The organism is Caproicibacter sp. BJN0012 (assembly GCF_035986805.1).
Taxonomy (GTDB): domain Bacteria; phylum Bacillota; class Clostridia; order Oscillospirales; family Acutalibacteraceae; genus Caproicibacter.
In genome coordinates this window covers 1,122,798-1,137,914 of record NZ_CP142518.1, presented here as the reverse complement: position 1 = coordinate 1,137,914, position 15,117 = coordinate 1,122,798, and the positions used below count along the sequence as shown (strand labels likewise).

Here is a 15,117-nt window from a genome sequence, read left to right as displayed (position 1 = left end):
AAGAGATTAATGTAAATCCGCGGATATTCACTCTGCTTCAACGTCCCGCTCAAAACACGGAACAGAATAGATAAAATAAGGACGGGACCGCGGCATCGAATGCCGCAGCCCTGTCCTTAAGCCTTTCAAAGAAAGTGCGGAAAACGACGGAACGCTATAAGTCTTAAAGGGGTTTAAAACTGTTGAGGCCGGCAGTCTGTCAGAATTAAAATGTACGATTGCCGCTAAACGAATCAGTTGGAGATGTTTGTCATCGGTTTTCCCTGAATATAATTTTTAATGTCTTCAAAGCAAATATCTACGGAGTTGCGCATCGTGTCACAGGAAGTTCCCGCCAGGTGAGGCGTAAGCGTCACGTTATCAAGTTTTAAAAACGGATTATCCTGCGAAAGAGGCTCTTTGTCGAAAACGTCAATTGCCGCGCCGCCAATGGACTTTGTCTGCAGCGCCTTTAAAAGTGCGGACGTGTCGACAAGCCCCGCACGCGCCGTGTTGATGAAGTACGCCGTCGGCTTCATGAGGGAAAATTCTTTCTCTCCGAGGTATTCCCTCGTCTGATCGGACAGACGCATATGAATCGTGACATAATCGGACTGTTTCAGCAGTTCCTCCAAAGACAAGGCCGCACAACCCGCTCTTTCGATGGCCTCCGGCTTCTGGAACGGGTCGAAGACGACAATTTTGGAGCCGAATGCTTTTGCCCTGTCCGCAACGCGGCGGCCGATGTAGCCAAAGCCGATGATCCCTACGGTGGAACGGTTCATGTTATGGATGTAGGACTGATTGGTATAGTTTTTGCACCACTTGCCCTCAAACAGAAGTTTGTGGGCCCGCGCAATGTTCTTGTTTTCGGCGATCATCATCCCCACAGTAAAATCTGCAACCGCATCCGCGCTGCGCCATGGAGCGTTGATCAGCTTGATCCCCCTTTCCTTCAGCGCCGGAGCATCCGCGTTTTCAATTCCGCCTCTCAGCACGGCGGCGACCTTCAGGTTCGGGCTTGCCGCAATCACCTCCCGGTTGATCGAAGCCACATGAACGACAATGATTTCCTTGTCCGCGCAGTTTTCAAGCAACGGCTCACAGCTTGGGGCAGCGTTTATACCCTCTCTCTCCAAGAGTCCCATCCGGTCGGTAATATACCCCATTGAAGGCATATCCGTATCTTCCACCAATGTGATTTCCGCACCATAAGGCTCTAACTCGTACATTTTCTGCATCAGTGCTTTTGTGACGCCCCCGTCGGACACCAATAAGATCTTTGTTTTCTTCATTCTAAAACTGCGCCTCCTGAGCAATATAATTATTTTTCATCCCAATAAGACATCAAGGCATTCATCAGCCGTTCCCATTCCTTGTAGCGTTCGGCGAAGCCTTCCGCGTGTTCCGCCGACGGCTCGAACCGCTCCTTGATCCTTACGGCATGTTGGAAACCGTCCTGATAGTCCTCGTATACCTTCGCCCCAATGCCCGCCGTGATAGCGGAACCAAGAGCGCCCACTTCGTCGCTTTCGACGACTTCAACCGGAATCTGCAGGATATCCGCAAAAAGCTGAGCCCATTCGCCGCTGTGCGCAATCCCTCCTGTGAGCCGGGCCAAATTGATCATGCATCCCTCCTTTCGCAGAAAATCGATATGCCATTTATGTAGGAAAACGATCCCCTCCGCAACGGCATAGACCATTTCTCCGTATGAAGTATTCTGGTCGATGTTGAAAAAATTTGCCTTCGCATTCGGGTGAACGCTTGGCTGCGCGACAAAGGGATGGAACAGTACCTCCGTCCTTTCCGGAGACATTCTCCCGATGATCTCGTCCAAAACCTGATACTGGGAAACACCGCGCTTTTGCGCTTCCATTATCGCCGTTCCACCCAGCGCCTTGATGAACCAGTCGTAGTTGACCGCCGAAGCGCCCGTGTAGGAACAGTTCAGATACAGCCCTTTTCCGAGCGAAGGCTGATTGGCGGAGGCGCCCGGAATGATTTTGGCGGACTGCGTTTCATTGATGCACCAGGTCCCGGCGACAATCGTGACGATCCCTTCGGCAGAGGCGCCCGCCCCGACCAAGCAGGCCAGAATGTCCATCATTCCGGCCACCACCGGGGTGCCGACGGCGAGGCCCGTGGCCTTTGCGGCCTCCCCGCTCACCGTTCCCGCAATTTCGGAGCTTTCGTGCAGTTTCGGCAGCTTATCATACATCTCCGGCACCCCGTAAAGATCCATCAGCTCCCGGGAGTACCCGAACGTGCTGAGATCCAGAAGAGAAGAGCCCCCGAAGCAGTTGATATCCGCCGAAAGTTGGCCCGTCAGCTTCAAAATCAGAAAATCCTTGCACATCAAAACGCCGTTAATCCGGTTGTAGACGGCTGGCTGGTTTTCTTTGTACCAGCGCAGGATCGGACCCGGTTCCCCCGCAAAGAGCGTTCCCGCGATGATCTGATTGATCCGGTCCAGCTTGCCCTCTTTTTTGTAGCCTTCAACGATTTTGCTCGCCCTGTAGTCCTGCGAAAGAGCCGCCCTTGCCGCGGCGTTTCCCGCCCTGTCGACAACCACGACGCCATTGCCGAAAGAGCAGATCCCGACTGCCGCGATTTGCGCGGCGTCAATCCCAGACTTTTGAATCACGTGGCTGACACACACTTTGGTGGATTCCCAGATATTGCCGGCATCGATTTCCTCAATTCCCAGTTCCCTGGTTCTTTCGGTGGCCTCTTCGCGCCTGTTGCGTTTGGAATCCGAGGCAATCATATGCCCTTCCCGATCAAACAGAACGGATTTAACTGAGGAAGAACCGGCATCAATTCCAAGTAAATATCTTTTCAACACAATAACCTCCCTAATGTTCTGAAATTTCATCACACGCATGCCGCGGCAAACCAAAGTGACCGAAACTGTTTTCTCTTTCCGGAGAAAGCTTAATTCCGCATAAAAAAATAGAATTCGGCTGAAGATTCTCGATCTTCAGCCGAATTCACAATGCAACCATTCGGTTTTTTATTTTGTTTTAATTGCAATCTGTAATCGCCGACTACATGTGCCTATGATAGAGCAGAGATTTCTTGTTGTCAATGAATATGTATCACAAATAATTCTATTAAATTTTGTGTATTTTATCATTGACAAGCACTCATTTGTTGTTATAGGATAAACGACAGAATTTCTTGACCGGAAGGAGGAGGTAATATCGCAGAATTTGAGGACGGCTTTTATCTGATCCCATCGGTGCGAGAAATCAAAAATCTTTCCAGCGCTCTCTTGTCCAATTCGCCTTACATCCATCTCAGCAACACCCACATCGGCAATTTGAAAAGTTTGATTGACCGCGTTCATCAGGCCGGCAAAAGGGCTTCCGTGAACGTCGAGCTGATCGGCGGTTTTAATCTGGACAGAAACGGCGCACAGTTTCTCAAGCAGATGTTTCATGCGGATGTTGTCATGGTATCGAACCCCCTGTTGGTAAAGTCCTTAAAAAAGCTGGGCCTGTACACAATTCTCCGCGTGATTTTGATCGATTCGCTTTCTCTTGAAAATTCTGCGCGGATCATTTCGGAAACCTCATGTGACGCGGTGGAGCTGCGGCCCGCCATTTACGGGATGGAATATATCAATAAGCTGCGGCAGGCAAGGCCGGATCTCGACTTCTTCCTTGCCGGTTTCATCCACTCGGACAAAATTATTGAGCAGGCGCGCGGTTTGCGCTTCAAAGGCGTAACGCTGAGCGATAAATTTTTGTGGGGACCATCGAAAACAAAATAGATTGTTGAATAGTAGCGTAAGAATTCGACTAAAAGCTGTTTTGGCAGCTTTTAGTCGTTTTTTATTTTATAAATTTATCCCTTTTGGCGGCCCCGGAAAAGCAGAGAACTTGAAATTAAAGGAGGACGTTGTATGGAATGGTTTAACCAAATTATCAAACTTGGCGCCCCGGGAATGATGCCGATCATATTCTTCATTCTGGCCTTGATTTTCGGGGTGAAGCCCGGCAAAGCCTTCAAAAGCGCCATGCTGGTCGGCATCGGCTTTGAAGGAATCAACCTGATTGTCAATCTGCTGCTCAACAGTGTGGGACCCGCCGCGCAGGACATGGTGACAAGGTTCCACCTGAAGCTTACCGTACTGGATGTCGGCTGGCCGACCGCCTCCCAGATCGCGTGGTCGTCGTCGCTTGTCCCCTTCGTGGTCATCGGCGCAATCGCCATCGATATCCTGATGCTGGTCCTGAACCTGACAAAGATCGTCAATCTGGATATCTTCAATTTCTGGCTGCTGCTGATGCCCGGCTGCATGATTTACGCCACGACCGGCAATATGGTCGTCTCGATTGCAACCAGTCTGATCCTTTTCGTCCTTGCATTGAAAGTCGGCGACTGGACTGCGCCGAAGATTCAGGAATGCTACGACATGAAAGGCGTCGCGTTTCCGCACGCCACCTGTTCCGCTTATGTTCCCGTGGGGATCATTGTAAATTTTCTAATTGAAAAAACTCCCGGATTGAACAAAATCGACCTTAACCCGGAAAAGATCAGCAACAAACTCGGCATCCTGGGGGACTCTCTTGTCCTCTCGTCAGTTCTAGGCGCCCTTCTCGGCATTTTGGCCGGCTGGGACGCCGGCCATGTGATCCTGCTTGCAGTTGAAATGGCTGCGGTCATGAAGCTTCTTCCATATATGGTCGGCGTCGTGATAGAGGGCGTCAATATCGTCCGGGAGGCCGCCGAAGCAAAGCTGAAGAAGCACTTCCCGAATCGTGAATTTTACATCGGCATGGATACGGCTCTGCTGATCGGCGAGCCGACCATTCTGGCTACCGGACTCCTTTTGATTCCCTGCACGCTTCTGCTTGCCATGATTCTTCCCGGCAACAAAATGCTGCCCTTTACGGATCTCGGCTCCATCGTTTTCCTCATCTCCATGGTCGCACCGTTCTGCAAAAAGAATATGTTCCGCATTTTCGTCACCGGCCTCTTCGTCGTTACCATCGCTTTGTACGGCGGCACCGTGCTTGCCCCGATGTTTACGAAAGCGGCGACGCTATCCGGAGTCACTCTGCCCGCAAGCGCCAACGGAACTGAAATCGGCAACTTGGTCTCCCCGTACGATGCTCCGTTCGGCTGGATCCTGATTGAAATCGCCAAATTGTTCCATTGATAGAAGAGCATCCATGCTTTTTATACATACTAAAGTCTTAATTTTGAAAGGAAGTCTGAACTTTGAATCTAGTCGGTATCGGAGATTTGCTGATCCCGGAGACATTTATCCGCCAGGGTTTTTCCAACTTTGAAAAAGCGGGGGTCACACTCAAAACAATCGAATGGAAAATGAAAGACTTCGAAGAACTGCAGAATATCAATCTCCTGATTGAGACAAAAGGAAGCGAGGCCTACCAGGTCCCTGACTATATTCTCGACGCAGTCAAAGACGCCGATATCATGATTACGCAATTCTGCCCGATCAACCGCCAAGTGCTCGACGCCTGCAAACGCCTGAAAGCAGTCGGCGTCCTTAGGGGCGGTACGGAGAACGTCAACTTGGACTATGCCAGCAAAAGGGGAGTCGCCGTTTTCCATACTCCGGGGCGCAACGCAAATGCCGTCGCAGATTTTACCGTCGGTATGCTGATTGCCGAGTGCCGCAACATCGCAAAGAGCCACATGAACCTGAAAAAAGGGAAATGGGTCCGCGATTATGTCAACAAAGACAGCGTCCCCGATCTTGCCGACAAGGTCGCGGGGATTGTCGGCCTGGGTGAAATCGGAAGGAGGGTGGCCAAAAGGCTTTCTGCGTTCGATATGAAGATCGTGGCGTATGATCCGTTTGTGAAAACGGGACCGGGAAATGTCGAGATGGTCTCTCTGGAAAAGCTGATGCAGGTCTCCGATTTCATCACGCTTCACGCCCGCCTCACAACAGAAACGGAACACCTGATCAGCGCCCATATGCTAAGCCTGATGAAGCCGGGCGCTTATCTCATCAACACGGCCCGCTCGGGCCTCGTCGACGAAAATGCCCTCTACGAAGCCTTGAGCTCAAAAAAAATTATGGGAGCCGCCATCGACGTCTTCCGTGAGGAACCTCCGCGCAAAAATGATCCGCTCGTCATGCTCGGCAACGTCACCGTTACACCGCATCTTGCCGGAGGAACACGCGACGCCTTTATCAGTTCTCCCCGCCTGCTGGCAGCAGAAATGATCAAGCTGCTGGAGGGGACCGATTCCCGCTTCGTGCTGAACCCGGAGGTTTATCAAGAGCAGTTTGGCAGCGGTAAATAAACAGGACCCCGGGATACGGAGGGACGGATTTGGACTTGAACTTAAAAAACAAATGTGCGCTGGTCACAGGCGGAAGCGGCGGGCTGGGAAGAGCCATTACGGAAGCTCTTGCCTCCGAAGGAGTCCATGTGGCGGCAGGTTACCGTTCAAAGGAACAGGAAACGAAGGAATGGATTGAAGGCATTAACCGCCGCTTTGGTCTAAAATGCGTTGCCATAAAAGCGGACGTCTCAAAGAAAGACGACGTGAAGTCCCTTTTCGACTTGTCCTGCGAAGCTCTTGGAAAAATTGATATTCTGATAAACAACGCCGGGATATGGCTTTCTTCCTATATCAAAGATATGCCGAAAGAAGATTTTGAAAAAACAATGGCTGTCGATTTGGAAGCTCCGTTCCTGCTTTGCAAAAAAATGGTGAATCATCTGCTCGGCAGGAAAAGCAGGGGCAAAATCGTCAACATCGTTTCGCAGGCCGCCTTTCACGGATCGACCACCGGTCATTCGCATTATGCCGCAGCCAAAGGCGGGCTGGTTATTTTTACGGTCTCTCTCGCGAGAGAAGTCGCCCCATATGGGATCAACTGCAACTGTGTGGCCCCCGGGATCGTGAGGACTCCCATGATGACGGACGCCCTCTTCACCGGCAACGGCGAAGAATATTACAAAGGCAGAATTCCGCTGGGACGGATTGCAGAGCCTCGCGAGGTTGCCTACCCAGTGGTGTTTCTCGCTTCCAATAAGGCCGACTACATCACTGGCGCCACAATCGACGTTTCCGGCGGCATGTTGATGCGATAATAAATATTTTAGGAGGTATTTCAATTATGTCTCTTGTCAATCTGAACGGCATTCTGGACGATGCCAGAAAAAACAAATACGGAGTCGGGGCCTTTGACGTGAGTAACCATGACATGGCACTTGCCGTGCTCGACGTCGCACAGGAACTGAAATCGCCCGTTATCCTGATGGGTCTGACTGTGGATCTGGGGGGCGATAAACTCGGCTGCTGGATCGAGGGCCTGAAAGCCATGGCCAAAAAGGCAGCCGTTCCGGTCTGCATTCATCTGGATCACGCCACCGATCTGAACTTCATTAAAAAGTGCGTGGACAGCGGATTTTCTTCCGTAATGTTCGACGGGTCCACACTCCCGATAGCGGACAATATCAAAATAACAAAACAGGTTGTGGAATACGCGCACAAATTCAACGTTTCCGTGGAAGCGGAACTCGGCCATGTCGGAAACGGGATCGTCGGCGATTCCGAGGAAAACGTGAAAAAGAGCAAATCCTCTTCATTCGACAACCCTGAGGATTTTCTGACCGATCCCGCCGACATGATCCACTTTATTCAGGAGACGGAAGTCGATGCTTTGGCAGTCGCCGTCGGAACGTCGCACGGCGTTTATGTTCATCCGCCAAAGCTGCATTTTGAACGCCTGGAAAAGCTGAACAGCCTTTCTCCGATCCCGATGGTGATGCACGGCGGTTCCGGAACCCCTGACGATCAGATCCGCCGTGCCGTTTCTCTCGGAATCTGCAAACTGAATATCTATTCGGAACTCCTGGCCGCTTTCTACTCGGCCATGAAACAGGAACTGAACGAGACCGAAAACATGACCATCTGGGTAAGCACGGCAAACAAACGCCCCATCGCGGCCATGAAAGAGGTCGTAAAAAAGAAGATTTTACTGCTTGGCTCCAACAACCGGATTTAATCGCTGTGGATCCCGTTCCGCCTTTTTTTGCCTTATGTGAGACTGTTGTAAAATACGGTTTCACCTAACGGCCTGCGGCTGGGACGACCTGAAAATCGCGCAGGAGCGGCACGACATCCCAGTGCGGTTTGAAAACTTCCCCTCGTCGGGGAAACCCGATGAGAACAAAATTTCCCCAAAGCCGCTCCGACAGGCACGTTTTGCGTGCCTGTTTCGGCATCTTTGAGGAAAAGAAATCTCGGAGGCGGCCCCCGTCCTTTGATTGATGCGGCAGGCTCCACCCCTACAGGCGGATTACTCCGGATCGTCCAAAGCGCGGATTGCTTTCAGCATCTTGATGATTCTGTGGGCTCTTTTGTTCATGAATTCACGAGCGTCGACGCCGGCATAATCATAGCAGCCCTTTTTCGTTTTCAGACCGAAGCGGCCCTCTTTGACCAGCCGTTCTCCCAGCCGGTCTCCGCCGGTATCGTTGCACAGGGTCTTAAAAACGTCCCGGGAAACGCTGGTGGTCAGATCCCAGCCCACAACGTCGTGCAGCGACAGCGGGCCCTCGAAGCAGTACCGGACCCCGCTCGTATAGCGGATCGCGCGCTCCACGTCCTCAGCGGTCGTCCATCCCTCCGTGATCATGTAGGCGATTTCTCTGGAAAGCACGTTATCGAGTCGGTTCACGATAAAGCCCGGTATGTATTTTTTGATCACGGCGGGCTCTTTGCCCACGTAACTCAACACATTGCGGACCTCCTCAACGGTCTGGGAAGATGTTTTCGGTCCCATGACGACTTCCACCAACGGCATGACATACGGCGGATTGAAGAAATGTGTGATCAGCAGACGCTCCGGATGGCTGATCTTCGCGATTTCAAAGATATTGGAAGCTGAGGTATTGCTGCAAAAGATGCAGTCCGGTGTGCATAAGCTGTTCAGTTTGTCGAAAATATCCCTCTTGACATCGGCTTTTTCAAATACGCCTTCGATCACCAGGTTGACTTTCGGAGCTATTTCTTCCAGGTGTTCCTCATAGGAAATGAATTTATCGGTATTCAGGATCTCATCGGGCGAAACGATCCCCTCCTGCGCGTAATAAGCCATATCCGACCGGATCGTTTCCCTCGCTTTGGGCAACTGCTCCGGGAAAGCATCGTAAAGAGTGATGCCGATCCCCTTCGCGGCAAAGACCTCGGCGATCCCGCGCCCCATCGTTCCCGCGCCGACCATCAGGACATTCCACTTATTCAAAGCAAATCCCCACTTTCAAAAAATATTGACGGTCAAAGCCAGGATTTCAGTACTTCTGGTTCATCAGGATGCGCCCAACCGTGCCGCCCGTCACTTCCAGAACGGCGCCGCTCACATAGGAGGACAGGTCCGTCGTGAGGAATTCCACCGCGTTCGCGCAGTCCTTGGTTGTTCCGAAACGGCCCATGGCGATATTGCGGGTGAACTTATCCTCCCCAACGCTCTTGTAACCCGCGACCAGCCTCGCGGTCGAGATAAAACCGGGTGCAACGACGTTGCAGGTGATGTTGTAGGGGCCGAGCTCCTGGGCAAGCATCTTGGTGTACTGGATGATGGCGGCCTTCGAGGAAGCGTAGTGCGCATAGCTGCCGTCGCTGGCGGCGGTCAGGCCTCCCACGGAAGCCACGGTGACGATCTTGCCGTATTTGTTCTTTTTCATCATTGGCGCCACGGCGTTGCAGGTGTACACGGTCCCGAAGAAATTTCTCTCCACGACGGCGTGGAACTGGTCCCAATTCAGTTGCGAGGCCTTGTTCCCGTCCATCGGACCCATGCCGCCGCCGGCGTTGCAGACGCAGATGGAGATGTCTCCCAGCTTTCCGGCGATCTCTTCGACCGCCGCGAAGACCTCTTCCCTTTTGCGGATGTCCGCTGTGGCTCCCACCGATTTGACCCCCAGCGCCTGGATTTCGTCCATGACCGTTGAGGCTGTCAGAAGGGCTTTTTCCGCCTCGTATTCCTCAAAGGATTTCAGGTTGATGTCGATCACGCCCACGTTCGCGCCCAGAGAAGCGAGCCTCAGCGCATATTCTCTGCCGAGCCCTCTCGCCGCGCCTGTCACGATCGCATTTTTCCCCGTTAAAACACCCATTTCACACACTCCTTCCGTTTCATGTCAATATAGATTGATCCTGTCTGAAAATTCGGAACAATCTTTGCCCGCCTGGAGCCCGCGCCGGATTTCCCTCCCGGGAACTCATTTTGCCGGACGTTCGCTTCACCCGGCACAAAGTCCGTAGGACTCTCCCCTGTCCCGGTTTTAGACAGAGACTAATCGATCACGCCCTTGCCCCTGAGCGCCCCGATCTCCTCGGGGCTGTAATCCAGCAGCTTGGAGAGCACCTTTTCCGTATCCTCGCCCAGTGTCGGAGCGCCGCGCCAGACCATGCCGGGAGTCGCCGACATTTTGGGGGCGAAGCCGAAAGCCTCGATATCTTTTTGCAGGGTTTCGTCCCTGTAAGTGACCCAGTCGCCCCGCTTCTTCCAGTGGGTCTGCTCGCAGACGTCTCCGGCATCCCTGACCACGGCAGCGCCGATCTTGTTCTCTATGCAGATTTCCAGCGCTTCGTCGGCGGTATGCTCCAGGAAAAACTTCTGAAAGGTGGCGTCCAGTTCCCTTCCCAGAGGGCTGGCCACGGCCTCGGCGCTGCCTCCGGCTTTTTCATAGCTGAATTTTTCGGCGTCGATCCCAAATCCCTTGAGAACCTTCAGATACGCGGTTTTTCCATAGGAGCCCAGATTGATGTATTTGCCGTCTTTCGTCGGAAAGATTCCGCCGGGCTGATACTCCGTCTGCTTGATGCCCTGCCTTTTTTTGAGCTTTTTCATCTGGGTCCAGAGCGTAAAGTTGTCGTCCATGACCCTCATCCAGCCTTCGGTCAGGCTGACATCGATGCTCTGCCCCTTTCCGGTCTTCTGCGCGCTCATATAGGCCATTAAAATGCCGTTGACGGCGAACAATCCGTTGAGATAGTCCCCGATGTACTGCTGCGCATAGTACGGCTCGCGGTCCGGCCAGCCCTGCAGCAGGCCCCATCCGGATTCGGCCTGCCCGAGCGGGTCGTATCCCGGCCGGTTGATGTGCTTCTGCTCGCCGCCGAAGGCCGGCGTTCCGTAGCCGCTGATATGGCAGATCACCAGCTTGGGGTTCACCTGCAACAGCAGCTCGTCGCTGATGCCGAGCTTGTCGATCCATACGATGTTTTCGATCCAGACATCCGAATTCTTGATCAGGGATAAGAAGATATCCCTCGACTCGGGGATGTTCAGATTGGTTTCCAGCGAAAAGCTAAGTTTGTTTCTCGCATTCTGCATCCACGAACCGCTGATGGATTTCCCGCCGTATGCGATCTGCGGTTTCTGGTGCCTGGCCGGATCTCCCCCGATTTTCGGGCGCTCCAGCGCGATAACCTCAGCGCCGAAGTCGCTCATCATCGTCGCGGCGAAAGGCGCCGCCACAACCGTCCCGTTCAGCAAAACCCGGATGCCGCTGAGCGGCCCAAAACGCGGAATCAGGCAGGGGGCCGGCTTCCGTTCGATTTTTTCCCATCGATCCACGATTCAATTCCTCCTTCAGATATTGTTGTCTCACGCAAATTTGCGGGCCGCGCATCAGCCGCAGGTGGTGCCCATATCGGCCACGAGATACGACCCCGTCATGATCCCGGAAAAATCCGAGGCCAGGAACAGCACAATGGCTGCGACCTCTGGAATTGTGCCCCATCTCTTCAGAGGAATCTTGTGGAACATTTTTTCCTGATATTTGGGATTATCCAGCACCTCGGCGTTCAGCGCCGTTTTTACATAGCCGGGGCAGACCGAGTTGACCGTAATGTTGTATTTTCCGAATTCGATCGCCATTCCTTTGGTCAGGTTCAGCACGGCGGCCTTTGAAGCCCCGTACGTCGATATATTCTTGGTTCCGATCAATCCGCCGATCGAAGCCATGTTGATAATCCGCCCGCCGTGGCCCTGTTTGATCATTTCCTTGGCAGCGGCGGCAGAACCGAAATACACGCTCCTCAAATTGGAATCCAACACGGTGTTGTACTCTTCCTCGCTCATTTCGAGCATCGGTTTGGTAATAGCCACTCCGGCGTTGTTCACCATGATGTCCAGCTTCCCGTATTTCTCCACGGTTCCGGCCACCAGATTGTCGATTTCCGCCTTGGAGCGGACATCCGTTTTGATTCCGACCGCGTTCCCCCCCAATGCGGTGACCTCTTTCGCCACGTTGTCGCAGTCATCCTGATGTCTGCTGGTGACGACCACCTTCGCACCGTAATACGCCAGCGTCATCACCACGCCGTAGCCGATGCCTTTGGTTCCCCCGGTCACGATCGCGACCTTGCCCGTAAGATCATAATTCGGCATTGCAAACGGCAGCTTTGTGTTCGGGTCCATATTGCGCTTCCTCCTTTATAAAAAATAATTCGGAACGGACGGGATTCCCGTGCTTAACGGTCCGGAAAGCCGGCGGCTGCTTCCCAAAGCATGGCTGCGGCAGAAAAGACGGCAAACTCGAAACCGCGGGCACGGAACTTTCCCGGATGTTCTTTAACGATTACTTGGCCTCCGGCTTCTTGGCGGCGGCCGCGGCGTCGAACTTCGCCAGCATGGCGCGCGGCGTGGCCGTATGGGCACTGCGCTCATAGCGCGGGCACTCCTCGTAGCCCTCCAGCCCCGCCAGATATTTCGCGATCTTCTTCAGATCCTCAAGAGGATACCGGCTCATCAGCGTGATCGTCTCCATCAGAGGCGAACCGCCGCCGTGCACGCCGGCGACCGCCTGCGCGGCCTCGAAAGAGTCGCACAGCTTATTCTCCATCATGCGCATGACGCGGTGCGTGTCCTCCGCGCTGTATGCCGGGTTCCTGCGGATATACTTGTTGCACAGGTCCGCAGTCTCCGGGTCGTAAAAGCTCTCTTCCGTCGGGAGCGACGCGCACACGCCGCCCGTCAGATCCGCCAGGATCTCGACCTCGCGGTACATGTTGTGGCCGGCCAAACGGCGGCCGGCATTTGTCAGGACCTCGTCGGGCACCCACTGGCCGGACGGGAATTCCACCGCGTGATGTGCAGACGCTTCTCCGGCGGCAAAAACCAACTCGGCGGTCTGGATGATGTCGCAGATCTTTTCGCGGACATGGGATTCCTTGGCGATGTCGTTGACATCCGCGACCAGAGCGGCCTGGGAGGCAATCACTTCGGAGACCGCGGTTTTGCAGCCCGTATAGGAATGGCGGTGATAATGCGCGAACATCAGGGCCAGATAGCCGGCATAGCGGGCCACGCCCTCGTTGTCGCGCCCGCACATGAACACGCGGTCGTATGGGACAAAGCAGTCGTCGAAGATTGTCAGGCTCTCAACATCGCCGATCTGGGCGTAGGGCGCGTCGAGGCGGGTCCGCTTATGATGCAGGCCCGGAAGTGCCATCAGCTTGATGCCGTCCCAGTCGCCGGGCAGCGCGAAAGCCACCGCGTAGTCGCTGTCCTCCTGGTTCATGAACTTGGTGGGGTTGACGATGATCTCATCCGCGTATGGTGCGATCGAATTACAGATCTTGGCGCCTCGGACAATGATGCCCTTGCAGGGCTTGCCGTCCACGCCGACGCCGTCCACGTCCGTCTCGACCACATGGACGAAGGAATCCGGATCCGGCTGCATATGCGCGCGTTTGTATTTCGAGTTGCGGGAACCCTTCACATCCGTCTGGGCGCAGTTGCAGATCAGATCGTATTTCTGGCAATATTCAATATACTTGAGCAGGCGCTTGTGATACTCGGTCCCGCACGCCTCGTCGCAGTCGTAGGTGGCGGAAAACAGCGCGTTCAAAGCGTCCGATCCCATGCAGCGCTGCATGCATCCGCCCACATGATGGCAGATCAGGCGGGTCATCAGCTGCTTTTTGAGGAGGTCCTCCTTGCTGTGGTGGATGTGGGTGGCACGGTTGATGGTTTCGCCCGTGAGGTGCGATTTCGTCACGCACACGTCCGCGTAGCGCGGGTCGTTCGCGACATCGTAGCACTGTTTTATCACGTATGTACCGCCTTTGATCCAGTCCGCCACATCGCGCTCCGCCCCCTGCTTCCCGTTGGAACGGTCCACACGTTTCCCGTTCAGGTATACGTTTGGCTTCATTTTCAGAAGCCGCTCTTTGTATTGCTCATAAGTACCGACTGCCATAATTCTCAATCCTTTCCTCATTAAAACTTGAATCTGATCCGTACGTTTCTTCTCCTCTTCGCAAGGGGAGGACAGATGGCCAGCCGCCCCGGCATGTGCAGAATCCCGTTCAAATCCGCCTGTCAAATTTCTTTTTCCGTGATTTTGCGCCGCAAGCCCGACTGGTTCTAATTCCATATTAAGGCCTGCACAACCATTCGTCAACAGGTAAAATCATTTTTGGTCATTTGCAATAAATTTAAATATGAACGACTGTATATAACGGAGATTTTAAAAACGATGTATTGACTTCTCTTGATAAAACGGCGGAAATGTTATATATTTAAATCAATAAATAGTTCTATTATCGTAATCTTTTAGGCAATATCAATATTATTTGAATTTTTCAATTTAACAGTTCAATTGATATAATTAATTGAATGATATATATTTTAGATCTTAAAAAAGCACGCTTTGTCCGCGCGCTTCCGGCGGTCGCGCCGGACCGTTTTGGCGGGGGAAGAGGTTCAGCTGCCACAAGAGGAGGAACATGGGGATGGATGAAGAACTGCGCAAAGATATTGAGGCGGTGCTGAATTTACTGGTGCGGCCCCGACTCCGACCGCACGGCGGAGACGTGGAGGCTCTGGATCTGGACGAAGAGGGGATCCTGTGGGTCGAAATGCAGGGCGAGTGCTCCGGATGCCCCTCCGCCGAGGATACCTTGAAAGAGCTTCTCGAAAAGGAGGTGATGAGCCATATCCCTCAGATCAAGGGGGTCGAAATTGATTCCGGCATAAGCGACGAAATACTGGCCGAAGCGATGAAACTGATGGAGCACCGCGAGAGGCCGGGCACGGAAGGGACTGAGCCATAGATGAGGGAAGGAAACTTCCGGCCGGCAGTGGCATTAAAAAACAGGCCAATGCCACCGGAAAAATGGCAT

Annotated in this window: 13 protein-coding genes; 6 read left to right on the top strand and 7 right to left on the bottom strand. The window is 53.3% G+C overall.

Features of this window, described 5'->3' with window-relative positions:
* Nucleotides 1–233: 233 nt before the first annotated feature.
* Together VA597_RS05500 and VA597_RS05495 are read right to left on the bottom strand one after the other, a co-directional pair.
* Nucleotides 234–1,274 (bottom strand): 2-hydroxyacid dehydrogenase, encoded by a 1,041-nt coding sequence (locus VA597_RS05500; protein ID WP_326975483.1) that lies wholly within the window; start codon nucleotides 1,272–1,274, stop codon nucleotides 234–236.
* Nucleotides 1,275–1,303: 29 nt separating this feature from the next.
* Nucleotides 1,304–2,827 carry an FGGY-family carbohydrate kinase gene (locus VA597_RS05495; RefSeq protein ID WP_326975482.1) on the bottom strand — a complete coding sequence of 508 codons (1,524 nt, stop codon included), beginning with the start codon at nucleotides 2,825–2,827 and terminating at the stop codon, nucleotides 1,304–1,306.
* Nucleotides 2,828–3,223: 396 nt separating this feature from the next.
* On the opposite strand from VA597_RS05495, the gene VA597_RS05490 reads away from it, so the two are divergent.
* The 5 genes from VA597_RS05490 (at nucleotide 3,224) to VA597_RS05470 (ending at nucleotide 7,984) form a co-directional block, all read left to right on the top strand.
* Nucleotides 3,224–3,757 carry a glycerol-3-phosphate responsive antiterminator gene (locus tag VA597_RS05490; RefSeq protein WP_326975481.1) on the top strand — a complete coding sequence of 178 codons (534 nt, stop codon included), beginning with the start codon at nucleotides 3,224–3,226 and terminating at the stop codon, nucleotides 3,755–3,757.
* A gap of 132 nt (nucleotides 3,758–3,889) precedes the next feature.
* The gene (locus VA597_RS05485) at nucleotides 3,890–5,149 is read left to right on the top strand and encodes a PTS galactitol transporter subunit IIC (RefSeq protein WP_326975480.1); all 1,260 of its coding nucleotides are present in this window, start codon (nucleotides 3,890–3,892) and stop codon (nucleotides 5,147–5,149) included.
* Between the two features lie 62 nt (nucleotides 5,150–5,211).
* Nucleotides 5,212–6,270, top strand: a complete 1,059-nt coding sequence (locus VA597_RS05480; protein ID WP_326975479.1) for a 2-hydroxyacid dehydrogenase — start codon at nucleotides 5,212–5,214, stop codon at nucleotides 6,268–6,270.
* A 29-nt stretch (nucleotides 6,271–6,299) separates the two neighbouring features.
* On the top strand, nucleotides 6,300–7,067 hold the full coding sequence (locus VA597_RS05475; protein ID WP_326975477.1) for an SDR family NAD(P)-dependent oxidoreductase: 768 nt from the start codon (nucleotides 6,300–6,302) through the stop codon (nucleotides 7,065–7,067).
* A gap of 26 nt (nucleotides 7,068–7,093) precedes the next feature.
* Entirely contained in the window at nucleotides 7,094–7,984 is an 891-nt protein-coding gene (locus tag VA597_RS05470; RefSeq protein ID WP_326975476.1) for a class II fructose-bisphosphate aldolase, read from the top strand.
* A 294-nt stretch (nucleotides 7,985–8,278) separates the two neighbouring features.
* On the opposite strand, the gene VA597_RS05465 is transcribed toward VA597_RS05470, so the two are convergent.
* From VA597_RS05465 to VA597_RS05445, 5 genes are all read right to left on the bottom strand, one after another.
* Complete coding sequence (locus VA597_RS05465; protein WP_326975475.1) at nucleotides 8,279–9,226, bottom strand: 3-hydroxyacyl-CoA dehydrogenase family protein; 948 nt, start codon at nucleotides 9,224–9,226, stop codon at nucleotides 8,279–8,281.
* 46 nt (nucleotides 9,227–9,272) lie between these two features.
* Complete coding sequence (locus tag VA597_RS05460; protein WP_326975474.1) at nucleotides 9,273–10,097, bottom strand: SDR family NAD(P)-dependent oxidoreductase; 825 nt, start codon at nucleotides 10,095–10,097, stop codon at nucleotides 9,273–9,275.
* 179 nt (nucleotides 10,098–10,276) lie between these two features.
* Nucleotides 10,277–11,563, bottom strand: a complete 1,287-nt coding sequence (locus VA597_RS05455; RefSeq protein WP_326975473.1) for a CoA transferase — start codon at nucleotides 11,561–11,563, stop codon at nucleotides 10,277–10,279.
* A gap of 54 nt (nucleotides 11,564–11,617) precedes the next feature.
* A complete protein-coding gene (locus tag VA597_RS05450; protein ID WP_326975472.1) occupies nucleotides 11,618–12,409 on the bottom strand; it encodes an SDR family NAD(P)-dependent oxidoreductase in 792 nt (263 codons plus the stop codon).
* Between the two features lie 160 nt (nucleotides 12,410–12,569).
* Entirely contained in the window at nucleotides 12,570–14,192 is a 1,623-nt protein-coding gene (locus VA597_RS05445; RefSeq protein ID WP_326975471.1) for a 4-hydroxyphenylacetate 3-hydroxylase family protein, read from the bottom strand.
* Between the two features lie 535 nt (nucleotides 14,193–14,727).
* On the opposite strand from VA597_RS05445, the gene VA597_RS05440 reads away from it, so the two are divergent.
* Entirely contained in the window at nucleotides 14,728–15,048 is a 321-nt protein-coding gene (locus tag VA597_RS05440) for a NifU family protein (RefSeq protein ID WP_326975470.1), read from the top strand.
* Nucleotides 15,049–15,117 lie beyond the last annotated feature (69 nt).

Bases quoted from the DNA above. Each gene is read 5' to 3' on its own strand.
- VA597_RS05485 (WP_326975480.1), top strand. From the start codon at position 3,890: ATGGAATGGTTTAACCAAATTATCAAACTTGGCGCCCCGGGAATGATG.
- VA597_RS05440 (WP_326975470.1), top strand. From the start codon at position 14,728: ATGGATGAAGAACTGCGCAAAGATATTGAGGCGGTGCTGAATTTACTG.
- VA597_RS05500 (WP_326975483.1), bottom strand. From the start codon at position 1,274: ATGAAGAAAACAAAGATCTTATTGGTGTCCGACGGGGGCGTCACAAAA.
- VA597_RS05445 (WP_326975471.1), bottom strand. From the start codon at position 14,192: ATGGCAGTCGGTACTTATGAGCAATACAAAGAGCGGCTTCTGAAAATG.
- VA597_RS05470 (WP_326975476.1), top strand. From the start codon at position 7,094: ATGTCTCTTGTCAATCTGAACGGCATTCTGGACGATGCCAGAAAAAAC.
- VA597_RS05460 (WP_326975474.1), bottom strand. From the start codon at position 10,097: ATGGGTGTTTTAACGGGGAAAAATGCGATCGTGACAGGCGCGGCGAGA.
- VA597_RS05450 (WP_326975472.1), bottom strand. From the start codon at position 12,409: ATGGACCCGAACACAAAGCTGCCGTTTGCAATGCCGAATTATGATCTT.